At 38.5% G+C, this 24,959-nt stretch carries 20 protein-coding genes; 3 read left to right on the top strand and 17 right to left on the bottom strand.

The window, feature by feature from the left end; all coding sequences use genetic code 11:
- Positions 1-449: 449 nt before the first annotated feature.
- From JJN12_RS03000 to JJN12_RS02975, 6 genes are all read right to left on the bottom strand, one after another.
- Positions 450-1,748 carry an MATE family efflux transporter gene (locus JJN12_RS03000; protein WP_208428312.1) on the bottom strand — a complete coding sequence of 433 codons (1,299 nt, stop codon included), beginning with the start codon at positions 1,746-1,748 and terminating at the stop codon, positions 450-452.
- Entirely contained in the window at positions 1,726-2,052 is a 327-nt protein-coding gene (locus tag JJN12_RS02995; RefSeq protein WP_208428311.1) for a PqqD family protein, read from the bottom strand. The genes JJN12_RS03000 and JJN12_RS02995 overlap by 23 nt, the downstream gene beginning before the upstream one ends.
- Positions 2,043-3,155, bottom strand: a complete 1,113-nt coding sequence (locus JJN12_RS02990; RefSeq protein WP_208428310.1) for a radical SAM/SPASM domain-containing protein — start codon at positions 3,153-3,155, stop codon at positions 2,043-2,045. The genes JJN12_RS02995 and JJN12_RS02990 overlap by 10 nt, the downstream gene beginning before the upstream one ends.
- A 556-nt stretch (positions 3,156-3,711) precedes the next feature.
- Complete coding sequence (locus JJN12_RS02985) at positions 3,712-5,532, bottom strand: helix-turn-helix domain-containing protein (protein WP_208428309.1); 1,821 nt, start codon at positions 5,530-5,532, stop codon at positions 3,712-3,714.
- Between the two features lie 148 nt (positions 5,533-5,680).
- Positions 5,681-6,046, bottom strand: a complete 366-nt coding sequence (locus JJN12_RS02980; RefSeq protein ID WP_208428308.1) for a hypothetical protein — start codon at positions 6,044-6,046, stop codon at positions 5,681-5,683.
- A 183-nt stretch (positions 6,047-6,229) separates the two neighbouring features.
- A complete protein-coding gene (locus tag JJN12_RS02975) occupies positions 6,230-10,303 on the bottom strand; it encodes a SpaA isopeptide-forming pilin-related protein (protein WP_208428307.1) in 4,074 nt (1,357 codons plus the stop codon).
- A 265-nt stretch (positions 10,304-10,568) separates the two neighbouring features.
- Between JJN12_RS02975 and JJN12_RS02970 the strand changes: the two genes are divergently transcribed.
- Complete coding sequence (locus JJN12_RS02970) at positions 10,569-12,338, top strand: Rqc2 family fibronectin-binding protein (RefSeq protein WP_208428306.1); 1,770 nt, start codon at positions 10,569-10,571, stop codon at positions 12,336-12,338.
- A gap of 9 nt (positions 12,339-12,347) precedes the next feature.
- The gene (locus JJN12_RS02965; RefSeq protein ID WP_208428305.1) at positions 12,348-13,187 is read left to right on the top strand and encodes a histidinol-phosphatase HisJ family protein; all 840 of its coding nucleotides are present in this window, start codon (positions 12,348-12,350) and stop codon (positions 13,185-13,187) included.
- Here JJN12_RS02965 and mnmA read toward each other — a convergent pair.
- The 4 genes from mnmA to JJN12_RS02945 are packed head-to-tail and all read right to left on the bottom strand — an operon-like array spanning position 13,177 to position 16,615.
- Positions 13,177-14,259 (bottom strand): tRNA 2-thiouridine(34) synthase MnmA, encoded by a 1,083-nt coding sequence (gene mnmA / locus JJN12_RS02960; protein ID WP_208428304.1) that lies wholly within the window; start codon positions 14,257-14,259, stop codon positions 13,177-13,179. The genes JJN12_RS02965 and mnmA overlap by 11 nt on opposite strands.
- Before the next feature lie 9 nt (positions 14,260-14,268).
- Positions 14,269-14,736, bottom strand: coding sequence for an RrF2 family transcriptional regulator (locus JJN12_RS02955; protein ID WP_208428303.1), 468 nt, complete (start codon positions 14,734-14,736; stop codon positions 14,269-14,271).
- Positions 14,737-14,768: 32 nt separating this feature from the next.
- Positions 14,769-15,713, bottom strand: coding sequence for a glycosyltransferase family 2 protein (locus JJN12_RS02950; protein WP_208428302.1), 945 nt, complete (start codon positions 15,711-15,713; stop codon positions 14,769-14,771).
- Positions 15,710-16,615 carry a glycosyltransferase gene (locus JJN12_RS02945; protein ID WP_208428301.1) on the bottom strand — a complete coding sequence of 302 codons (906 nt, stop codon included), beginning with the start codon at positions 16,613-16,615 and terminating at the stop codon, positions 15,710-15,712. The genes JJN12_RS02950 and JJN12_RS02945 overlap by 4 nt, the downstream gene beginning before the upstream one ends.
- 321 nt (positions 16,616-16,936) lie before the next feature.
- On the opposite strand from JJN12_RS02945, the gene JJN12_RS02940 reads away from it, so the two are divergent.
- Entirely contained in the window at positions 16,937-17,509 is a 573-nt protein-coding gene (locus JJN12_RS02940) for a nitroreductase family protein (RefSeq protein WP_208428300.1), read from the top strand.
- 115 nt (positions 17,510-17,624) lie between these two features.
- On the opposite strand, the gene JJN12_RS02935 is transcribed toward JJN12_RS02940, so the two are convergent.
- From JJN12_RS02935 to fliI, 7 genes are all read right to left on the bottom strand, one after another.
- A complete protein-coding gene (locus tag JJN12_RS02935) occupies positions 17,625-19,115 on the bottom strand; it encodes a flagellar hook protein FlgE (protein WP_328706785.1) in 1,491 nt (496 codons plus the stop codon).
- Positions 19,116-19,203: 88 nt separating this feature from the next.
- The gene (locus JJN12_RS02930) at positions 19,204-19,599 is read right to left on the bottom strand and encodes a TIGR02530 family flagellar biosynthesis protein (RefSeq protein WP_208428299.1); all 396 of its coding nucleotides are present in this window, start codon (positions 19,597-19,599) and stop codon (positions 19,204-19,206) included.
- A gap of 212 nt (positions 19,600-19,811) precedes the next feature.
- Positions 19,812-20,708, bottom strand: a complete 897-nt coding sequence (locus JJN12_RS02925; RefSeq protein WP_208428298.1) for a flagellar hook capping FlgD N-terminal domain-containing protein — start codon at positions 20,706-20,708, stop codon at positions 19,812-19,814.
- A 17-nt stretch (positions 20,709-20,725) separates the two neighbouring features.
- Positions 20,726-22,210 (bottom strand): flagellar hook-length control protein FliK, encoded by a 1,485-nt coding sequence (locus JJN12_RS02920; protein ID WP_208428297.1) that lies wholly within the window; start codon positions 22,208-22,210, stop codon positions 20,726-20,728.
- 85 nt (positions 22,211-22,295) lie between these two features.
- The gene (locus JJN12_RS02915; RefSeq protein WP_236013665.1) at positions 22,296-23,123 is read right to left on the bottom strand and encodes a MotE family protein; all 828 of its coding nucleotides are present in this window, start codon (positions 23,121-23,123) and stop codon (positions 22,296-22,298) included.
- Positions 23,116-23,586, bottom strand: coding sequence for a flagellar export protein FliJ (fliJ, locus tag JJN12_RS02910; protein ID WP_208428296.1), 471 nt, complete (start codon positions 23,584-23,586; stop codon positions 23,116-23,118). The genes JJN12_RS02915 and fliJ overlap by 8 nt, the downstream gene beginning before the upstream one ends.
- Before the next feature lie 46 nt (positions 23,587-23,632).
- The gene (fliI, locus tag JJN12_RS02905; RefSeq protein WP_208428295.1) at positions 23,633-24,949 is read right to left on the bottom strand and encodes a flagellar protein export ATPase FliI; all 1,317 of its coding nucleotides are present in this window, start codon (positions 24,947-24,949) and stop codon (positions 23,633-23,635) included.
- Positions 24,950-24,959: the final 10 nt, after the last annotated feature.

Below are 24,959 nucleotides of genomic sequence, written 5' to 3'. Positions count from 1 at the left end.
CTAGTTCATCATTATACCAATCAATCCTACTCTTATACATTTGCTGTGAAGTATGTACAATCCCTATAGTAGAATCATATTTGGTGTCAGAATTCCCTGTGTTACACGATATCAAAAAACAACTAATGGATAATATACAACAAAACAATATTTTTTTCACAATAATTTTAAGCCGATAGAGTTGCTCTACCGGCTCTGCCTCCTTTCTGAAAAAGGCGCAAAACCGCTTTAACTAAAGTATACCAAACAATTAAAAAAATACCATACCGAAAGTGGACGTTATTTGTCCACTTCGGGTATGGTTTTAACTATAATCTTGACTATAGCGTTTTTTATTTTTTGGTTGTAAGAAATTTCACCAAAAAAGCTATCATAAACATGTTTTTTCATTTTCACTTGTATTTTTTGTGGTATTTTTTCGCTTACTATGGAATCTGGCAACATTTTGTTCATCCCATTATTGTTTTACCAGTATATCCCGCAGCCAGCATAAAGTACATCAACCCCATTCCTATGTACAACCCAACCAGCCCTAGTTCAAATACGGATATTGCAAAATAAATCACTATACAGGATAATAAGGATATTATGGTAGAGTATTTTAAAATCCAAGTTTCATACCCTATACTTTGTAAAGTGTATTTGTAAACCTGGCTTACTGCATTAATTAACTGAATTAATAATGCAAAGATACATATCCCATACGCTTCAGTCAATAATTTAGAATCATCAGTAATAATCCCAAGTATATCTGGAAAAATAAAAATAATTCCTGTCAAAGTTAAAATAATGAATAAACTACACATGACCGCTGTCTTTGGATATTGATTTAATTCAGTATTTGATTGATTTTTAAAATTTTGCGATACCAAAGCCATTGCGACTCCACCATAAGAATATGCAGGGAGTATGATAACTGAAGAGACTACTTCAAGTAAATTGTATACAGCAATAGAATATGTATCCAATCTTGTTACGATTGCTGTGATAAGCATAACAAACAGAGTAGACTCAACAAAATCCTGTCCCATAATAGGAAAATATAATTTCATCATTTCCTTTATTTCATTTAGTTTTATCATAAATCTGAAATTAACTGTCTTATGCCTTTTGAAAAAGAAAATAAATATTAGTACATTCAAAGCAAGCCCTACAATAGTTCCAATTGCAGCTCCCTTCACTCCCAACCTTGGCATTCCAAATTTACCAAAAACGAGTATATAATCAATTATAAAATTTACTGTTAAAGAAATTAGATTTGCTATAAGGCTTATATTCGTTTTTTTCAAATTTTTAAAATATGATGAGAATAAGAATATAAGCATGTTTAGCCCTAATCCCCAACCCGCTATCGCTAAGTAATCATAAGCATATTCATGCACTTGTCCTTTCAACCCATAGAATTCTCTTAAAAACCAACCTCCAAATACTATCGAAATAATACCAAAGCCAACTCCTATAATTAACGCAAGACTAAAAGCAGTCGAAAAAATTCTACTTTGTTTAATATTATCTGCACTACCTATGGCTTTCCCAAAAATAATTACAAAAGCTACAGATAGTGCTCCTAATGTTCCCGTAAGTAAATAAATCAAATTAGCCACTACACCAACTGCTGCAAAGCCTTCTACAGATAGTCTTCCTATTATTGCTTGGTCGGCAACACTAAATATCATTTGTCCAAACGAACCGGCTAATACCGGGAGCGCCATAGTATTCATTGTTTTAATTATTTCTTTGTCCGGCATTATTATCTATCTCCTCAATGTAGGTTTTATATAATTTTTCAGATATTACCCTTATTTTAAGTAACTGCCTTAAAAATTCTTTTGTATCTTGTGCTAAATCTCCATACGATATATCGTACTGTTCCATTATTTGTTCCATAGTAACAATAATACTGTTGTTATTGTTTAGCGATTTTATAATGCTTATGGATATCTCATTAACTATATAAATTCCTCCTAAAATGCAAATTTTTCCTGAGCCATCTTTCTCTTCTCGTAAAATTATTTTGTTTTTATTATCTCTTTCTAACTTTATTAGCTCCATATTCGTTCACCTCTACATACTGGGCACCTTTCATCTGAAAATTTATAGTTTAATGACTTTGCATAGGCACATGCCCTGCATCCACCTTTACATTTGTATAATAATTTACAATCTTTGCACTTTCCTTCAATATTGTCTAGTTTACTACTTCTCATCATTTGAAAAATCTCAGAATTTCTCCATATATTAGATAATTTGTCTTTTAATACATTCCCTGCACTAAGCTCCATACTAGATATCATTAAACTGCAACCAAAAACATTTCCAAAGCCATCAATTGCAAGATTATCTCTACCCGCAGTACATCCAAAATCACTCTCTTCTAAAGACGACGTGATATTGGGTGGAATCCACATTGATAAATCTTCCTCTCTACCAGCCTCCATCAAAGGTAGATATAGTTCCCATGGCAGTTGAGACTCTCCCGTATGCACTATTTGTAAATTCACAGGGAGTTTATTTTCTTTTTTTAAATCAGTTAAATTTATAAGTACTTCTTTCCACTCACTATAATCTATTGAAACATGATTCTTCGATGCTTCTCCTACAGTTGCTAATAACATGATTGCTACATTATTAATTCCCATATTTTTAATAACATCAAAAGTTTCAATCATATATTTAGCATTTATTTTTGTCAAAGTGATAATAGCATCTATCGGAACATCATACTTCTGTAGATATCCAACCGCTTCTTTTACTTTTTTAAAAGTTCCTTTAATACCCCTAGATCTATCATGAACTTCTTCTGGTCCGTCAATACTAATACATATTTTTTCAACTCCTGAAGTCGAAATCCTTTTTGCTATTTCTTCGGTAATAAGTGTACCATTAGTATTAATATAACAAGAAAACATGTGGTTATTAACAAGTTCCAATATATCTAATATGTCAGACCTCAAAAAAGGCTCTCCACCTTCGATGCTAACTCTCATAATATTATTTTCATCAAATTGATTAAATATATCTTTAACTTCATCAAAGGATATTTCGTAAGTTTTTGAATACTTACCACAGGCACTTGCTGAACAAAAACTACACTTTAAATTACAGTAAGGCGTAACTGAAAAATCTACATAATATGGATCCCTTATTTCATTCATTAACTCATCTCCCAATTCATAATGAAAGCTAACTATCATAGATATCAATATAATAGTTAGCTTTTGGCATAAATAAAGCAATTACTAAATACACAATCTAATTATTCTAAGTTACAACTATGCTATGCTTGCCCCATGCCTTAAGATTAACTATTTCTGGTTTTTTATACACCTTTTTAAATTTCATCTTAACCTACCTCCTTTCCAGGTAACACATTACTATAAGCGCTTAAATATTTGTCACCTTATTACTTATAAGTATATGCTGTGTTTAGGAATAAAACCATACCAAAAGTGGAAGTTTTTTTCTGTCCACTTTTGGTATGGTTTTTAATAACTAAACATGTTATTTTTTATAAAAATCAAATTAGGAGGCACTTATTTATGAACAAAAAAATTATTTACTCTGTTTTAGTATCTACTATGTTGATTACACTAGTTACATTATTTTCGTCACACTTAATGGTGATAACTTCAAAAAAAGTCGAAACTAATGTCTGTACCATCGAAAATACCGATAAACCTATCTGTATTTATTCGCGTAAATTGTAATTACTTATTTTAGCTCCTCCCCATACCACTTTTGAAAAGCCCTCCTTAAAGGGGCTTTTTGTCTTTCGCTGGCCTTCATCAAACATCTAATTCTATAGCTCTGAATGTACTTTGACTTACTCTTCGTGTTATCCCCTGTCATTCTATCTAAGGTATAAGTTTTTTCTTCAAGCAAAAATCCTAAAAAATCTCCCCTCAGCGAGCTAATAGAATAGTTGATTGTCTTATCCGCATACTGTACCGCCTTTTCAAAACGATTTGTTTCTTCATAAGCCGAGCATAAGGTAACATAAAGCAACGCCAGAGGTATATAACGATATTTCATATTAACTTTACTTCTTTCGTAAGCCATGACAGTTTTTTCAAGCAATTCTATACTTTTATCAGTCTCACCAATGGCTTCATAGCAGACTGCTATACCATTGATTATAATAGCTTCTGCTCTACTGGGCACAAATCTACCGACATTATCAAGTCCCATTTCTCCTCTTATTATACTAAAGGCTTTTATTAATCTGTCTGCTACTTCATTAACATCACATTGCCTGATTCTTAGATCAAATAGTGCAGACATATACTCTACATATTGCCTGTTCTTCTTATTATCTAAGGGTATCCTCTGCTTTAATTCGTTAAACAGGTGCTCTGCTTCCCCATACTTCTGAAAGGTAGTTAGTTTTGCTATCTCCCTTTCCATATCAAGCAAGCGGAAATCATCAGTTATAATCCTACTTTCTACAGTCTCTGCCTCTATATTAAAATAATCCAGTATTTTTTGTATTGTTCCCCGCTTAGGCTTAGCCTTACCACATTCTATCCTTGAAATCGTCTTAACATCTATATCCAAATCATCTGCAAGCTTTTGCTGAGATATGCCTCTTATCACCCTTTCCTGCTTAACTATCTCTGAAATAATATTCACATTTCTCTGCTTGTATCCGGTAAGCAAATTAATATCCTTAGTATTCCATTCAAATCCATGTTCTTCATATAAATCTTTCAAAGCATCCCGCATCTTCTTGTAATCTTGGTACAATGTTGTATTTATGTTTTTAGATATGAAAATGATATTCTCCAAAAGCTTTGATATATTTAGCAAAAGTCCGTTACCTGTAAGCATTTGCTCTGCCTTTAAGATAACCTGCAAAGCCTCATCAGGTCTATTATTTTTGATATAGCTGTTTCCTACAATCAATGAAACCCTGCCATACAAATTGCACTTTATCTCCTCATCGTAAAAATGTCTCTCAATATAGTCAAGTATTGTAATACCATATGTTTTAAGCAGATTCTCACCCAGTTTTTCTTTATTATTAAGATATAAAGTAAGCAGTTTTAGCTCATTTTCTCCTAATAGATAGTTCTCCAGTTTCTCTAAAGAAAACTCAGGCAATGTTAGTGTTAATGCTTGATAGTAACTTCTGTCAGCCTCTACGAAATCAAGGTATTTTTCTTCAGAGATAAATCCTTTTATCATTTTAATAAACTGCAAGTGTAAAGGGCTTTCTATGTCTGCTAACGTTTCATAGTCCGCAAGTAATTTAGCTGCTTTATCATAGCTTTTATTTTCAATTGCTCCAGTGAGTTTTTCTCTCAGTTCATACAATTCATAGTCCTTTTCATCCTGCATAAGCTCAACCTTATTATCAGACCTGCCTAACCTGCTTACAATCATATCAAGCACAAAAAAGTCAGCCCCTCTTTCCCCCGCTTCAGTCCTTCTTATAACAGACTCTGAGCAGATTCCTTTCGCTAGTTTTTCTATACTAATATTTTGCTTAACACGCTCATATTTAATAAGTGCCCCTATTTTTACTATATTCATAAATCCCTCATACTCTGATTAACTTCACTAATATAACTCTACCTCTTAAGAGCTATAGTTTCATCTTCTTAATCATTACTTACCATTATACACGAAAATATGCCACCACTCAAAAGCCCCGCACATATAAGTGCAGGGCTTTTGAATACTAATGTTCAACTTCCATCTTTCTTTTTGCAAAGGTTGCAACAAGAATCAGGATTGCTCCTACTGAGTAGTACCAGCCATCAGGTATTATCGAGCCTGATGGTGATGTATTAGCCTTATTTGCATCAAATCCGGCTAAAGGAGTACCATCCTCAGTAACCTCATATTCATTGTCTCCATTTGACTTTATCTCTCTTACAGCACTTCCTGATGCGGTAGTACTGTACTGCGTTACCTTTCCGGTATTTGTTTCATCATAAGCCGCAGAAGACTTGATTTTCGCATACACAGGACTTGTAAATCCTGCCAAAATAATCACTGAAATGAGTATAAATCGTACAACACTGCATTTATAATTTCGACACATAAAGTCCTCCTTCAACTTATTTTTTCTTTTATTACCACAATTCATAAAAGCTTATATGCAGCAATAAAAGTACAGTATTTGTGATGTTTTTATAACTCCTCACACTTACTTATATCGGCTAATAAGTTAAAAAGTTAACACTTTAGGTCTATTATTTCTGTACAGAGGGAGTTAAACTGCTTATTATTCTCTTTCCTCTTTACGCTTTCTTCCTGTAAACACAGCCATTAAGAGTAGTCCTGCTCCAAGCTCATAATACAAAAGAGTTCCTGCTCCACCTGTTCTTGGGAGTCTTTTCTTAGCTCTATTTTGTATAAAATGAGACAGAGGGGTACCATCATCTTTAAGCACGTACTCTTTCAGCTTGTCAGGCTTTGTCTTCTTTACAAAATGTCCAAGAGGATAGCCGTCATCATCTATGACAATAATCTCATAACTGCTGTCCGGATCATTTGGATCAGGAACATTGTCAAGATTGTAGGTAGGTATGTTGGGATTTGTATTATTGCCAGGTGTAGGATGTGGCTCTCCAGGCTTCTCCGAAGTACCCGGTTCACTTGGGCTTTCAGGATCTGACGGGTCTGACGGCTGATTAGGATGTGTAGGTTTTACAGGCGTATTAGGTACGCTTGGCTTAACCGGTTTCTTTGGAGCATTTGGTTTATCTTCACTAGGAGGATTTGAAGGAGCTTTAGGGCCATTAGGGTCTGTTTCACCTCCAGAAGGAGGTGCAATTCCACCGCCTCCTGATTCTGATGTTGACAAGTTGGTTATAGTCAGTTCATTGCCATCCTGAGTGACATTACCATAATAGCCAAGTAACTCTATCATCCTGCCTACCTGAAGCTCAGTAACTCTTATCCTGTATTCTGTAGGATTTAGCCTATATCCTTCAGGAGCTTTAACTTCCTTAAGCACATAGTCACCTGAACTTATTCTGTCAAATTCAATCCTTCCTCCTGCATCAGTCGTCTTAGGTGAGCCGTACACCTGTACTCCATCCTTTGTTAGCTCAAATTTTGCCCCAGAGAGTAACTTATCCTTAGCCTGATTGGTCTTAAATATGGTAAGCTTATCAAAGCCCCATACCCTTCCTGTTGAGGATACATTTACAGCATAGCCCACATCAGGCTTCTTGATCGCCTTTTCAGTAGAGTCTTCAAAAAGAGATACAGTATTTCTTACCTCTTCACCCGAATTAATCGGAGCACTGAAATCTGTTATGTAAGTAATCTTGTAGTTTGCATTACTGTTTGGCAGGTTGATAATAAACTTTCTGCCTGTATCTTCATACTTAAATATCTCAGAAAGATTATCTTTTATTTCACGCTGTGGTATAAACTTACCATTGTCATCTACGGTTCCCTCAAATATCCTAAAGTTATCTCCCTGGAATACGAGCTCAGAGCTGTTCTTTTTCTTCCTTACCATGATATTGTTACTAAGGCCATCCTCAAAATGCACCTTTTCACCTGTACTATAGGTCTTATATGGTCTGTATACTATACTCCACTTTATAAAGCCTTTTTCAGCATACTTTGAGACATTTTCATCATAGGTTTTCCAGATGAATTCTTCGTTTACGTCCACTCCCTGATTGTCAGTTATCTTTACTTCTTTCTTGCTGTCACCGTCATTGGTATCTATCCATTTTTTTTCAGCGGTGATTTCAGCCTTGTTTACTATGTTTTCCCTTTTGTTTAGGTAAAAATCTACCTTACTAGGCTTTATACGCAGCTTAAAAAGGATTACATAGGTCCCATCAAGCTTTGTAAACTTAAATATCAGCTTATTATGAGAAGCATCATTTGTAAATGTAAGCTTGTCAGTGCTAAGGGAAAGTGGTGAACCCTCTGCAAGTACAGTTGCATCAGCCTTTGCAGGGCTTGTTGCAGCTTTACCGCCATATATGAGGTAATCGTTGCTCCCGTTTATCTTAGCAAGTTCAAAGTCCTCAGGGATGATGTCGGTAAGGGTAACTGCACCTAGGTCTCCGTCTACATCGTTTACTCCTGCTGCATTTACACTTATTCTGTAGATGATAGACTTATCTTCCCTGTTATAAGCCACTGCATTATTGTCTTTGGCTGTTTTTGCAGCATAGTCAAAGACATCATCATTTATTATATTGTTGCCAGCGGATACAGCTAGATTGTTTACAAATCTCTTTGCTGCATCCTTTGAAAGTGCCTGCTTGTTAAGCATCTTGGTGTTATACTTGGTTGCATTCGCTGCTTCTTCTATAAGAGTTCCATCAGGCTTAAAGAGATTCATAAAGTTATATGCCGCTGTATCTCTCGTATCCATAACCTGCTTTGGCTCCACAAGCTTTGACTTAAACTTAACTACTGTCTTTGTCCTATTATCCGGAAGCGCCTCACCTTTTAGAGGATCCATCTTTAATTCAAGCAAGTGTCCTACCAGCTTATCTGCATTATCTCTTATAGCGTACACTTCGTACTCAATTCCTGAGTTATTTTCGAAAAGCGGTGAAGAAGGATTTACCAGCCTTTGATGATTCTGTGCATCCGCACTTACTACCTTATCAAAGGTAAGATTTGTTTTAAGTGTTTTTATGGTTGTGTCATTTAAGCCTGTTATCTTGTAGCCTGTCTCCAGACCCTTTCTATTTGCTTTTACATCATTGTCAAAGATAAAGGTATCGTAAATGTAGTAAGTATTAGTATCTGCATTTTCTCTTACAAAGTTTGCACTCCACTCGGTTTCAAATGCAGCCCTTCTTATCTTGACACCTGAATTCTCCTCAAGTCTTCTATCAGCTTCATTTTCAGTCTCTCCAGGTTCAAGCTCGTATATTTTGGCTATCTTTTCTAACTTTTTCTTACCGATTTTGGCAACTGCAGGGAGCTTGACTCTTTCATTCACTCCGCCCCAGCCTATGATGGCATCGTTCTTAAATTCATAATAGTTGTCCTGAAGGGTTAATTCATTAGTAACTATGGTAAGTCTTGTCTTTTTAGTCACGCTTGGGATGGTATACTCATCATTATCAGTACCGACAGGATTAACGTTATGTTTAGTTTCTGACCAATCTCCTTTAGTTTCATCCCATACCTGATAGTAGCTCTCTTTTCTTGTCTGAGCAATGTTTCCGATAGTTGAATTAGCAAGCTTGTCTTTAACAGTTACCGTCCCAAGGTTTGCATCAGGCTCATTGAACACAATGCTCCAGGTAATGCTTTTGTTATCTGCTGATGTAAGACCTTCCTTCTTTCCAAAAGGAATGAGCTTTACCCCTGCTTCATTAGTCTTACTTTCTAATTTTCCATCCTTGTATAGCTCTGCGCTATTTTTATAAACCTTGCCATACTTGTATTCATCATTTGATATATTGGTACTGAATTTAATTACTGCCCTTCCTATGTTAGGAGCTTGTACATCAGATGTCTTTATTGTGTATTTAAGCACCTTGTCTGTATAGCTATCCGGAGTTACTGTCTGTCCATTGATAGTCAGGGAGCCACTCTTATACTCACCAACCTTTGAAAGGTCGTCACTAAATACATAGTCCTTAAGGCTTAGCTGATAATTAACTGAGCCAAGTATTTTTTTATCGACGGTTACTGTCCAGTCCACAGTTCCGTTAGGAATGTTTAGTTCAGCTTTTTTCTCAGTCCTTAGGTCTTCCTTGGTATCATCTACGTCAACTTCGTAGTCTGAGATCTTTACCTTACTATTACCTGCAGGAGCCTCTAGTTTGTTGACATCTACTCTTAGCTTAACTACTGCTTTTATCTCAATCTCATCCTGGTCAAACATAACAGGATCAGCTTCTGAGAAATCAAATCTAACCTTAACCTTACCTTGTGCGTCTGTCACAAAAGAAGTCTTACATATATTCTTACCTCTAATTTCAACGGGACTTAGAACAATGTCGGGCTTAGTGTACTCTTCTTTACTAAGAACTCCATTAGGCAGTATAAACGGTGCACCAAGTTCATATTCTACATACGAATTATCGGTTATATGATGTGTAGCATTTTTATCAAATTTGAACTTGTCCTTGATTGTAGCCGTTATATCAGTGGTCAAATCTACTTTATTATTACCAGTCTGCGTGATTTCCTGTCCATTTTGGAAAAATACCATGCTGTGGGATAGAACGGCCGGAGTATTGGTTACATTATCCGTTGCAGGAGGAGCCGCACTTACATATGAAGGCACGCTAAGTCCTGATAAAACTAATCCGATTATAAGTATGAAGCTTAAAAAACTACCTCTATATTTTTTCCACATAAAATTCTCCTCTAGTTATCATAGTAAGTCATATTATAGTGATACAGATTGTAGACTTCTTAAGCTGCATCTTCATAAAGACTTGTTTTTTAGCAAAAATACATAAATATCATAATTATATATCGGATGATAATCCAAAGTAATTAATACTATCTATTGTTTTTCTCAATATTTTGCATATTTGTACATTTACTTTTTTTATGATTGTTATATAATTAGGTTGAGAATTTTTACTTTATTTTGTTCAGACCAGAAAGGAAATATTATGTCTTTTGATGGAACAGTGGTGGCAGGCATAACCTATGAGCTTCGCACCTGCCTTACCGGTGGTTATATTACAAAAATAGCACAGCCTGAGAAGGATGCCCTCGTGCTTACAGTTAAAAATAACAGAACTCAATATAGACTTTTTTTATCTGCAAATGCTTCTCTTCCTCTTGCATACATTACAGAGGAGAGCCGCAAGTCACCTATGACAGCTCCAAACTTTTGCATGCTTCTTAGGAAACATCTTGGAAGTGCTAAAATACTAGACGTCTCACAGCCGGGGCTTGAGAGAATAATAAGAATTAAGACCGAGCATTTGGATGAGATGGGCGACCTCTCAGTGAAACAGTTAGTCATAGAGCTAATGGGAAAATACAGCAATATCATCCTCCTTGATGATGAAGAAAAGGTAATAGACAGTATAAAGCATGTATCCCTTCTTGTTAGCTCAGTCAGGGAGATACTGCCGGGAAGAAGCTACTTTGTGCCTGAGCAGGAGGGTAGGATAAACCCCTTTGATGCTGATTATGACTACTTTGTAAATGTGATAGCAAAGAAGCCAAATGCCATAGGAAAGGCGATTTATACCTCACTTACGGGCTTCTCACCTCAGATAGCTAATGAAATCTGCTCTCTTTCAGGGCTTGATGCAGACCAGCCTACAGCCTCACTTAACGCAGAGAATGTAGATGAGCTTTTTAAGAATTTTAGTAAATTTATAAGTCTCATCCAAAACGGTGAATTCACCCCTACAATATACTATGGTAATAACCTCGAGCCTAAAGCCTTTGCTGCTTTTTCTCTCAGCATTTATGAGAATATGGAAAGCAAGACCTTTTCCAGTCTTTCATCCCTTCTTGAGGAGTTCTACAATTCAAAGGATAAGAATGACAGAATAAGGCAAAAATCAGCAGACCTAAGAAAGCTCATAACCAACGCCATATCAAGGACTGCTAACAAGCTTGATATATTTGCTAAGCAGCTTAGAGATACCGAAAATAGAGATAAATTCAGGATATACGGAGAACTGATAACTACCTACGGCTATCAGGCAAAGGAGGGAGATAAGGTGCTTACCTGTACCGATTACTATTCAGGTAAGGAAGTTAATATAAGCCTTGATACCACCATCCCTGTGATGGCAAATGCCAAGAAATACTTTGATAAATATGCCCGTCTTAAAAGAACTTATGAGGCTGTGATTTCACAGCAAGAGGAGGCCGAGGCTGAGTTAAGCCACTTAGAGTCAATCAAGATGTCACTTGAATTAGCAGAAAATGAGGAAGACCTTGCAGAAATCAGGAAAGAGCTTGAAAGTGCAGGCTATGCCAAGAAAACAGGAATAAACTCTAAAAAGGGTAAGGCAAAAGAAGCTAAGGGAACTCCACTTCACTTTGTATCAAGCGATGGTTTTGACATCTATGTAGGGAAGAATAATATACAAAATGATTATCTTACCTTTAAGTTAGCCACAAACAATGACTGGTGGTTCCATGCTAAAAAATGTGCAGGCTCTCATGTCCTCCTTGTGACAAATGGCAGGGAGGTTCCTGACAGAGCCTTTGAAGAGGCGGGAAAGCTTGCCCTTCACTACTCAAGTGTAAATACCTCATCCTCTCTAAAAGGTGACGGAACTAAGCATGACGTGGACTATGTACAGAAAAAAGAGATAAAGAAACCAAACGGCGCAAAGCCCGGCTTTGTAGTTTACTACACCAATTACTCTCTAACAACTGATTCTGATATATCAGAACTTAGACAGATATAGGAGGCAGATATGATAATAGCAGATATGCACACACATTCAGATTTTTCGGGAGATTCGGAAACCCCTATGGAAAAACAGGCTGAAAAAGCCGTTAAACTAGGTCTGAAACATTATTGTTTTACCGACCATGAAGACCTGTATTACCCTGAGGTTCAGGATGAAAATGGTAATCCCGTCAATATTTTTAAGTTAGACATTCCTACTTATACAGCAAAGATAAAAGAGGTAAAAACTGCGTTTGAGGGAAAATTGAACATCCTTACAGGCATTGAGCTTGGACTCTGTGAAAAGGCCTTACCTGAATACGAAGAGTTATTAAAGGAATATAATTTTGACTTTGTCATTGGCTCCATTCACCTGATAGACGGAATGGATCCTTATTATCCAAATTTTTGGCTATACCACGACAGTAAAAAGGCTGTGCAGAGATATTTTACTATAATGCTTGAAATGATAAACAAGTTCACCGACTTTGATACCCTAGGTCATCTTGATTATATCTTTAGATACATAAGGGATGAGGCAGGGAACCCCGGCGAATCCCACTATGCATACAGGGAATATGCCAGTCTCATAGATCCGATACTTAAGAGGGTAATCGAGCTTGATAAGGCTCTTGAGGTAAATACTGCAGGATATAAATACGGTCTTGGAGTGCCTAACCCACAGCCCGAGGTTCTTAAACGCTACATAAAGCTAGGTGGCACAAAAATAACCATAGGCTCAGATGGCCACAAACCTGAACATCTTGCCTATGATTTTAATAAATGTGAAGCCCTCTTAAAAGAACTGGGCTTTGACGGATATTATATTTTTGAAAATAGAAAGCCTATCAAAATTAGCTTCTGATAATTCTACCACCGCAGACAACTTCACCTGCCTCGTTGTAGACTACCAAGGTCTGCCCCGGGGCAGATGCTCTTTGCGGCTCTAGAAACTCTGCCACCACCCTCTCTCCATCAAAGGAGAGCTTACAGTCACCACCCTTGTGGTTATATCTTATCTTTGCCATATAGGTCTTGTTTAGCGCTTCAATTTCTTCTTTGGTTTCAGCCATAAAGTTAACTCTTTCAGCCACTACTCTAGTGCTAAAGAGACCTTCATTGTCAGAAAGAACCACCTCGTTAGTCTCAGGTCTTATTTCCTTTACAAACATAGGCTTGCCAAAGGTGATACCGAGGCCTTTTCTCTGACCTACAGTATAATGAACTATTCCTCTATGCTCTCCCAAAACCTTGCCACTCACATCTATAAAGTTGCCCTTTTTAGCCACTATTCCATATTCATTTTCAAGATAGGCTGCATAATCTCCATCAGGTATGAAGCAAATCTCCATACTGTCAGGCTTTGAGGCTACCTCTATTCCTGCCTTTTCTGCTATCCTCCTAACCTCGCTCTTTTCATAATCTCCTATAGGAAGCAGGGTTTTCTTTAACTGTTCCTGAGTAAGGTTACAAAGAGCATAGGTCTGGTCCTTTGCAGCCGTATGTGAGTTCGCTATGGAATATCTCCCATTTGGAAGTTCTCTTATCTTGGCATAATGGCCTGTAGCCACATAGTCTGCTCCAAAAATTTGGGCCCCCTTAAAGAGAGCCTCCCACTTTACCATTCTGTTACAAAGTGTGCAGGGATTTGGCGTTTGCCCATTTTTATACGAATCTGCAAAATAATCCATTACATTGTCTCGGAATTTCCCTCTTACATCAACTATCTCATAAGGTATGCCAAGATGGCTGGCAACCCTTGCCGCATCTTCCTTTGCCTTGCTTCCAAGACAGCCTCCGTTTACCGTATCGATAGCTCCTTCTGTCCATATATCCATCGTAACTCCGTAGACCTCGTAGCCCTCTTCCTTTAATAGATAGGCAGCTACAGATGAATCCACTCCTCCAGACATTCCAACTACTACTTTCTTTGACATATTACTCCTTTATCTTCTATTACATACCGGACTGGTATTCTTATCTACACCTTTTTCCTCTATCAGATGCTTGCCATCTCTTGCAAGCTCAGATATCATCAGGTTGTTTACTGCCTGATTTATACTATCCGATATCCTCTTCCATACAAATTTGGTTATACAGGTATCAGCACCCTCACAAAAGTCGCCTGAGCCATCTATTTCCGCACAGTCAACCGGGTTTAGGTCTCCTTCAAGAGCCCTAAGCACCTCGCCTACGGATATATCTTCTGCCGGCCTTGCAAGCACATAGCCTCCCTGGGCACCTCTTAGACTGTTGACAATCCCTGCCTTTTTAAGCATGGCAATCAGCCTCTCAAGATAATTCTCCGAAATACACTGTCTTGCAGCTATGCTGCTAACTGACGAAGCCTCATCATGCATAGCTATATCAAGCACGGCCTTGAGCCCGTACCTGCCTTTAGTAGAAATCTTCATTTAAATCTCCTATTTTTCACAGGTTCTCCCTGCTATATAAATATCAATAATGCTATGTTTCTTATAAATCCTGACTTAAAAAAGCGGTTCTTAATAAGGCTCACCCTTCTTCCTATAAATCCCCTGTCCTTAAGCTTTACAAATTCCTTAGTTATCCTTTTCTTATCAGGAGGGAGGCTGTCTCCAAAGTATGAGAGAAACTCCTCTGCCTGTTCTATATTCTGGTATATCCTCTGCCTTATTTCCTTAAGTTTGCTGATTCTGCTTATAAAATACGAGCCAAAAGTCTCTCCACCTACTACATTGCCTCCATGCTGCCTGTAGTATTCGGTAAAGCCCTTAACTTCTCCTACTCTCCCAAGTCCTGCAGCAATTAGTCCAAACCACCAGTCGTGCATCTTAGCCTTTTTATGTGGCAGAAGTCCCTTTTCTTCAGCTTTTAGTTCAGCATCCACCAAAGCCTTGTTAACCATAACAGTTCCCCCTATGAATTTATTTTCCATAAGGAGGTAATTAAGGGCTATCTTAGTATTGTCAACCTTTTCTGCCTTAAAATAAGAATCTGCCGTCACTTTAAGGTTTCTATCCGTAATTGCCACATCGGAAAACACAAGGGCAGGTCTCCCCCCTTCTATTTCCTTTATTTTAGCAAGTGAGCGGCTTAGTTTGTCCTCCACCCACACATCATCCTGGTCAGAAAAACAAAAGTACTCTGCCTCAGGCGCAAGCTCTGCCTTAACCCTCTTAGTTCCATTAAAGAAATTCCCTGCTGCCCCAAGGTTCTCTCTGTTCTTTTCAAAATATATCTTGTCAGGATAGCTTCTCACAAACTCCTTAACTATATTCTCGGTATTATCCTTAGAGCCGTCATCAAAGATGAAAAGCTTCCAGTCCTTACAGTCACCCGCTATTATAGAGCCAATCTGCTCTTTGATGTATTTTTCGCCGTTATACACACCCATTATTATTGCAATCATTTAAAATAATCCTTATTCATACAGAATTTAAGCACCAGCTTCTTTGGCAGCCTGTCATAGTTCTTGCCAAACTTATAACCTATCAGCTTGGCACCGCTGTGAAATACAAGCTTAGGAAGCAGATAAAACTTCCCCTTCCTTAATAGGTGGAGGGCGGTATCCTTTACAAGCCTGCCACCTTCCTTATATGAGGATACCTTTGAAAATACTTCTCTATACTCCCTGTGAGAAGCTCCCAGGTCAAAGTTCCTGCTAAACTGCTGCCACAGGCTGTATTCGTGGTAGTGAACCACCCTTGCATCTGCCTTATATACCACCTTGTAGCCAAGCTCCATAACCTTAGCCGCCATCAGCATATCTTCGTTAAACACCGTAGGATGTACAAAACCTCCTGCTTCCTCATAAATCTGCTTTTTGTAGGCAGCGCAGACATCTGAGCAAAACCAGGCCTTTATCCCCATAGTCTCTATATCTGACTTACTTTTCACCCTGTCTTTGTCAGGGTAATTATATTCTCTGGTGTATCTTTCTATCTCTCCGGCCTTTTCATCAGTTTCCTGTCTGGCATAGGATATTGCAACCTTTTCGTCATTAAAGGCTGAAAGCAGGTTAGAAAAAAGCCTGCCATCTTTAGGTCTTGCATCCTGCGTCATACAGACAAAAATATCAGACTCAGACATCTTAGCCCCAAGTCTTCTGGTAGCACCATGGTCAAATTCCGACTTCTTGATATGGGTTACCTTTACAGGCAGTATCTCCTCATATTCCTTTTTCCAGAATTTTTCTTCTGTGTTGATTATATAAATATTATCAGGCCTTAAGGTCTGGATGAGAATTCCCTTAAGTAGAGCCTTTAGCTCTTCTCCCGGTTTGTAGGTAGGTATAATAATATCAAAGGTCATAATTATTCTTCTTTCTCAGTTTTAACTTGGGTAATATAGGGTTGCTTCCCTATGATACTGTATTGCCATAGCTTCTCTTCTTACAGGTAAGCTTGTAGCCTACTAACTGTCTTTTATTCTCGTACCATAAAGTATAACAAATAGAAAACTGTCTGTAAACAGTTACAGGGCAAAACTCTATTAACCTATATATTTACTATGTTTACTTTTATTTTGTTATTATTCTTTGTTAAAATTTCCTATAGCAATTATTCAATATGTGTGATATTGTTAAATTGTGTTCAATTTAATAATGTATTTGATTAATACGGAGGAAAAATTATGTCAATTAGAGAAGCTTTATTAAAAAGAAGATCTGTATATGCACTGAACAAGGTTCTTCCTGTTTCTGAAGACGAAGTAATAAAAGCAATAGAAGAAACTGTATCCCTTGTACCCGATGCTTTTGACTGCAAGAGTCAGAGAGTTGTCGTAGCACTTGGAGAGAAACAGAATAAGCTCTGGGATGCTGTATACGATGCATTTGAAGGAAAGGTTCCAAGGGAGAAAATCGATAGTTTCAAGGCAGGAGCAGGAACTGTGCTTTATTTTACTGATGAGACAGTGACAAAGGGGCTTATGGATGCTTATCCTGCTTATTCATCTAACTTCCCGGTATGGAACGGTCAGGCAAATGGAATGCTTCAGATATCAGTTTGGGCAGCTTTAGCTGAACTTGGAGTAGGCGCAAGTCTTCAGCACTATAACCCCGTTATTGATGAGGCTGTAAGAAAGCTCTTTAATGTACCTGATAACTACAAACTAATTGCAGAGATGCCTTTTGGAGGAATTGATGCAGAGCCGAATCCTAAGACTGAAGAAGATATCTCAAACAGAGTGAAAGTTACAAGATAATGATAAGGGTGTAATATCCCTGCTCAACATGGAAAGAGCCACAAAGCATTGCTGCCTTGTGGCTTTTCTTGTTTATAGGGGAAGTTTTGTTGGGCAAAGTTATTAAATATATCTATTATCTCTTGAGGTTGATAAGCTCTTCAAGAATTGAATCAGTTGTTGTGATTGTTCTTGAGTTAGCCTGGAAACCTCTCTGTGTGGTAATCATATCTGTAAACTGTGCTGCAAGGTCTACGTTTGACATCTCAAGCATACCTGTGCTTATCTTGCCGCCTTCTGAGGTAACGTCTTTTCCAACACCGTCAAATCTACCTGAGTTCATAGTCTCTACGAAGTTACTGTTACCTACAGACTCAAGACCTGCAGGGTTCTTGAAGTTTGCAACTGCAATCTGAGCAAGGAGCTTAAGATCTCCGTTGTCATAAGAACCGTAAATCTTACCTGAGCTATCAATGGAAGCACCCTTTAAGGTACCCTTCATCTTACCCTTACCGTTACCGTCTACATCACCCATGGTTGACTCAATCTTAGATGATGTTGAGCTTGCAAACATTGTCATCTGTGAGAAATCAATCTCGATGTTCTTGAATGGGTTAGGTGACTTACCACCGATATTTAAGAACATTTTCTTAATTTTGGCGTTTTCATCAAGACCTGTTGAATCATAAGCAGGATCTGCTCCGTCAGCAGCAAGGCTCTTGAACTTACCTGTAGTTCCGTCAAATACAGCCATAAATGCAAAGTTGTCAGCAAAAGTAAGCTTGCCGTCTGTTATATCAGGTGCACCAACACCACTTAAATCCTGCTTTTCTGTGGTAACATTTGCACCCCAGCCTGTAGCCGTATATTCTGTAGTTCCAGTGTCATTGGTTGTAGCTGTATAAAGTATAGACTTACCATCTTTAAGTATATCCTTAAGCTCTATGTAGTAAGCATTGTCAGATACTGAACTCTGCTTCATATTAAACTTAGCTGTATACTCATATCCTAAGTTGTCATAGAAGTTAGTCTGGAAAGTACGGCCTGCTGAACCTGATGCAAGCTGTGTATCTGTCTTATCTATGTTTCCTGACATATAAGCCGCTGTTGTAGCTTCAGGATCTGTATACATATTTTCAGGTGCCATGATATTAAGGTTAGATACTGGGCCCGGCTTAGTCTTTGTCTTGTCATCAGGATCTACCTGCCATCCCTGAACCTTAGCTCCGTCTGAAGTTGTAAGTGTACCGTCAGCATCTACTGTAAAAGCACCATTCTTTGTAAAATAAGTTCTTCCTGCATTCTTAGTAATAAAGAATGAATCTCCTGTAAGCATACAGTCGAATGCGTTGTTAGTTGCCTGAGAACCGCCTGCTCCTGATATATTCTTAGATATAGCAGAAACTCCTGCACCAAGACCGATCTGCTTTGAGTTAATACCTGCTACATCTGATTCCTTGTTAGGACCTGATGAAGACTGAGTAGTCTGATAGAAAACATCAGAAAATACTACTGAACTGGACTTAAATCCTACTGTATTAACATTTGCAATATTGTTACCAATAACATCCATCTTGGTCTGGTGTACCTTAAGACCTGCAACACCAGAAAAAAGTGATCTCATCATAATAAATGACCTCCATATTAAACTTTTATTGTTTTGATAAGTGTTTCATCTGTCATTCAGAAACAAAAGCCTCCATAAAGGTCCGGCTTTAGCTTATCACAGCTCCATCAATATTTGTGAAAATCTTATCTTCACTATCTCCTACAGCAGTTACTACTGTGTTATTTTTTACATTTACTATAAATGCAAGCTCATCAACTACTATAAGTGATTCTTTGATTCCCTTCTGCCTTGCTCTGTCAGTTCCTTCTGAAAGTCTTAACATCTGTTCATTTGAAAGATTGATATTACGACTGGCAAGTCTCTCATTGGCATGCTTTGAAAACTTGAGTGTTCCTTCGTCTTTTTGAGCCTGACTTAGAAGTACGTCTCTAAAGCTATTTCCCTTAAGGGCAGCCGCATCTTGGTTTTTGTTTTCCTGCTTGCCAAGATATTTACCTCTAATCTGCTCAATGGAGCCCAAACTTCCATTATTTATATTCACATCCTCACCTCCACAAAGATAATATCGGCTAATCTATGTTAAAAGTTAACACCTTTTACCACTACTCCAAAATATTTTTCATAGGAAATATTATTGCAATCTCCTATGAAAAACTCTTGGGTTATTTCTGGCCTCAAAATATTCGTTATTCGTTCATTTTCATAAAGTGACTATATACTCTTGGAGCAGGTAGGACATATTTCCTTATATAATTAAGGAGTAGTTGTTGTATCTGCAGGCTTTGCTGGTTCAGCTGGCTTTGTCGGTTCAGCTGGCTTTGCTGGTTCAACTGGCTTTGTCGGTTCAACAGGCTTTGCTGGCTCTGCCTTCTTTGGAAGATCGCCCTCTGATATAGTTACCGATAGACTGGTATTGCTATGTGTTCCAAAGTCATTGTTAAACTTAACATCTATCTGATAATGTCCCTTCTTTAAGTCCTTAAATGCATCCGGATATACATTTACAATACCGTCTCCGTCAATAGTGAAGTTCTTAGCAGGTATGTCATTGCCGTTTATACTAAGTGCAAGACCTGTAGCCTTTCCCGCGCCTTGTCCCATATGTACCTGAAACTTCATAACTTCAGGGTGGTCTTTATTAAACTTCAAGTCCTTGTTCTCGACCTTAGGAATCACATTGCCCTTTATATAGTCAGGGTTGATGATTGACTGAAGGTCTGATGACGGATAGAGATTGCCGTCTATTGACAGATATGACTTGTTGCCCTTAACAGATACAAAGTCAACCTTTCCGCTTATTGTGGACTCTTTGCCATCAGCATTCTTGGTGGCTACTATTACATCCTGACCAATTAGGCCAAAAGCTTGCGAATTGGTCATTACAGCATTCATGTTCTGCATCTGCTCAAGTGTAGAGTAGGTAGCAAGCTGAGATACCCACTCGGTATTACTCTGTGGCTGCATTGGATCCTGATTCTCCATCTGTGCAACGAGAAGTTTAAGAAACGAATCTTTACCAAGCTTATTAAGCTCATCAGCAGTTTTAGTTTTTTCTATATTGTTGGTCTTGCTAATAACACCATCTATTACCTGTGCCTGAAGACCCTGGTCAGTTCTTGTAGAACTGTAATTAGTATTAAAATCGCTCATATTCTACCTTTCTATAATTATGCACCGAGGTTAATATTGCTTCCTGTGTCTCCATCAGTATAGGCTCTTATAGCATCCTCAGGCGAAGTAAGTGCATAGTCTATTGCATCTTCACCATCAATTGCAAAAGACCTGTTTCTTTTGCCGGAATTCTTTTTGCCTTCTTCACCTGTATTCTTTCCCTGATCGTTGCTTCCAATTCCATTTTCGCTAATCATGACAGAAACCTCTGATACCTTAAGTCCCTGATTTTCAAAATTTAATTTAAGATCTGCAATCTGGCTCTCAAGTGCAGCCTTTGCCTGTGCATTTTCTACCCTAAACTCTGCCTGTAATATACCATTTTTAGAGGATACATTTACTGCTACCTTGCCAAGCATGGCAGGTGTAAGCAGAAATTCAAGACTTGTCCTATCAGGTGCGTGTAAGTTCTTTATCTGGCTTGTAACCTGATTAAGTATGTCTCTTGTTGTAGTTCCCTCAGGAAGTGAGTTGGTTCCTTCAAGCTTTTCTATATTGGCCGCAATATTGTCAAATATATTATGAGCAGGAGCCGAAACTCCTTCTACTGCGGTAGTCTGATTGTTCCCGCGTGAATTAGAACTGCTCTGTTCAAATCCTGACTGAGTATGTGCACCTGCCACCGCATTTTTATCTGCCATAGCAGAAAATGTAGCAAGTTCTTCTGCGCTGCCGGTCTCATCTACTTCCTTGCCGGAAGTCTCATCCTCCTTGGGTGCGGCAGTTTCTACATTCTCGGCCTTTACAAACTTTGTAAGGAGCTCATCTGTTTTAACCGCAACCTCCTCAGGTATGACTATTGTTTGCGGTATCTGCGCTTCATCTGTGACTCCTTCTGTCATTCCGGAAGTCATTTGCCCCATCTCAGCAAGGTGAGCATTTATTATATCAGAAATGTTTCCCAAATCCTTAAATGCCTCATCATTTGTGAGTATAGCTGAAATATCCGTAAGTCCGTTAGCTTCAGTAACAAGACCTTTCCAGCTGTTAATGTCCAGCAAATCTGCAGATGTTAAATTGTTAGTGGCAATATAATCTTTGACTGTAGTTTCATCAATTCCTGTATTATTAGAAATCTGTGTAAACATACTTGCTAGTATTGCCATTAAAGACTTTGCCTTTTCATCCTGCCCTTCACCACTTTTTGTCTCTTCGACAGCCGTTTCAAGCGAACTATCCTTTGTGGTCTTATAACTATCATCTTTCGCCTTATAAGCCTCGTTTTTCTTGTCAGTATTCATCTTGTCATTTGGCTTATTAGTTGTCTGATTGCTATCAGCCTCTACCTTGCTGTCTTCCTTGTAGTACTTTTCAGAGACTATGCTGTTGTTTCCCTTAGACTCCTTGGCACCGCCCTTAGATGCTGATGCAGCACTCTCTTTACCTAAGATGTCAGAGAATGAGCCATCCGCTTTGACGGACTGTACTTTAGCTTTAGAAGAAACCGCCGGTGAAACAGCATTAATCTGAGCTGTTACCATAAAAAATCTCCCTTCTATCCGTTATACACAGGGCATATAATATACCCTACAACTTATATCGGATCAAAGGGAGTAAAACTTAAGTTTATCTTGATTGCATTATTGAAATTTTTTTCGTTATCTTGGCAGCCATATTTGTATCCATCTTAGCCAGTATGGCTCCGGCATCTTTAGTCTTCATATGAAGTAGAATATTGGCAACCAAGTCAAGGTCTCCACCCATACCGTTTAATATGGCTGCTGCTTCCTCCGGCTTCATATTCTTATACATTTCAGCCTGTTCTATAAGCTTCTTTTCAGTATCCTGCTGTTCAACCACCTGCCTGTATATCTCAGCGGCATTATCGGGATCTATAGATTCATAGTATTTCTTGTATTCTTCAGGATCAGGTGCCTTATCGTTAAAGACCACCTCTTTGTCAAACTTATCCTTCTCCTTCTGAAACTGGAGCTGGTTCTCTTCAAAGGTCTTGAGCCTTGCTACCTCAGCCTCCAGCTGGGCAAGGTAATTAGCATTGCCTTTCTTGGTTCCGTTTGCTGCAGCAAGCTCGGCTTCAAGCTCACTTATTCTATCCATTGCCTCAGGAAGATTTTTGTAAGGATAATTATTCTCCTCTGCCGCCTGCTCATCAGGAATATCAGGTAATATCTGATTTATGCCCGGTATGTCTTTAAGCATTGGCCTAAGCACAGTGGAGCCAAAGCCACCCACATCGTACTTTATAAGAAGGGCAAATATAGCAAGCCAAATGGCTACAATGAAAAGCACGATAATGATGGTAAGTATCCTGCTAAATATGCCTTCTTTTTCCTCACTTTTTTTCTTCTTGTCTTTCTTTTTTTCCTTAGACTGGCCTGAATCTTCTACTTCATCCAGATTATCAAGCTCATCCATCTCATCTATATCAGCCATCTATCCTCCATTTTTCTGAATTTACATCAGATCCATACTTATAAGCTACAAGCTCGTCTACCATAGCAGCTTCCTCGTATGCGACTTCTTTTACAAATCTGTTAAAATTCCGTTCTCTAAGCTTTTCCTGAATCTTTCTCTCCTTCATAGCCTCACCCATCTTGTCCTGTTCTATGGCAACCTTGCCGCGAGCCTTTTTTACTTCTATCTTCTGGCGGCTGATAACATCATCCATGCTCTCATAAGCAAGGGTACTCATCCTTATTTTATGGACATTTAGCTTATTTTTACAGGATTCACGCAAGGCTTCCTGATATTCATTTTTTCTTTCATATAACTCTTTAAGCTTGTCCTCTTCCTCATTTAGGTTGATTCTGGCTGCAGCCAAATCCATTTTCTGCTGTTCTTCAAGCTTCATCTTCAGTTCCAGGATGTTTTGCATCCTATACTTAAATTTCGCCATATTTCACCTTATTCTTTAATTGATGTTTCCGGGATGGGATAAAGACTTATTCAGCCTCCGCAAATATTGACCTTAACCCCTCTATCTCATCTTCAAACAAAAACTTTTCATCCGTACTCTGCATTAAAAACGCATTTACTTCCTTAATCTTACTAATGGCAAAATCAATATCAGGGTTAGCTCCTGCTTTGTACGCCCCTATATTGATAAGATCCTCCGCTCCGTTATAGGTAGCCATTACAGTCTTCATCGTACCTGCAAGTCTCTTATGCTCCTTGGTTACAATGGATGACATACATCTGGAGACGCTCTGAAGTACGTCTATAGCAGGATAATGGTTCTTCTGAGCCAAGGCCCTTGAAAGGATGAAGTGCCCATCTAGTATACCTCTTGCGGTATCAGCAATAGGCTCATTCATATCATCACCGTCTACAAGCACTGTGTATAAGCCTGTAATCGAGCCCTTGTCTCCATTTCCCGCTCTTTCAAGGAGCTTAGGCATCTCCGAATACACACTTGGAGGGTATCCTCTGGTTACCGGTGGTTCGCCGCTCGCAAGACCTATCTCTCGCTGAGCCATAGAAAAACGGGTAAGCGAGTCCATCATAAGAAGCACATCCTCACCCTTGTCTCTGAAGAATTCCGCTATCGCAGTAGCTGTCTTTGCAGCCTTCTTTCTGATAAGAGCGGGCTGGTCAGAGGTAGCCACAACAACTACGGAGCGTTTCATACCCTCTTCTCCAAGGTCACGCTCTATAAATTCCCTAACCTCCCTGCCTCGCTCTCCTATGAGGGCGATTACGTTGATGCTTGCCTTGGTATTTCTTGCAAACATACCCATAAGCGTACTCTTGCCTACACCTGAACCGGCAAATATACCCACTCTCTGCCCTTTACCCATGGTAAGGAGAGAATCTACAGCCTTCACTCCAAGAGGTAGAACTTCCTCTATCATCTGTCTTGCAAAAGGATCAGGCGGCATAGCCTCAACAGAGTAGCTGTCCTCTTTCTCAAAGGTCCTATCAGATGCTATAGGCCTTCCCAGTCCGTCTACAGCCATTCCAAGCATATCATAGCCTACTGCAACGTGAAAAGGAGCTCCTGTACTTTCAACAAGGCTCCCTATACCAACACCCTCAACATCTCCATAGGGCATCAGCAAAATACGGTTATCTCTGAATCCAACCACCTCTGCGTAGGTTCCCTTGCCAGATTTATTATTGGAATATATTATACATAAATCATTTATATTGGCACTAGGCCCAAGGGATTCAATTGTAAGCCCTATGAGTCTCGTAACCTTGCCGTACTTTTTTTCCAGTGGCTGGTCTAAAAGGGAATAATACTTATTTACGTTGAACAATACTATTACC

Source organism: Catonella massiliensis, from assembly GCF_016651435.1.
GTDB classification, from domain to species: Bacteria; Bacillota; Clostridia; order Lachnospirales; family Lachnospiraceae; genus Catonella; species Catonella massiliensis.
The sequence above is the reverse complement of the archived record's forward strand: the minus strand, read 5'-3'. Positions and strand labels throughout refer to the sequence as shown.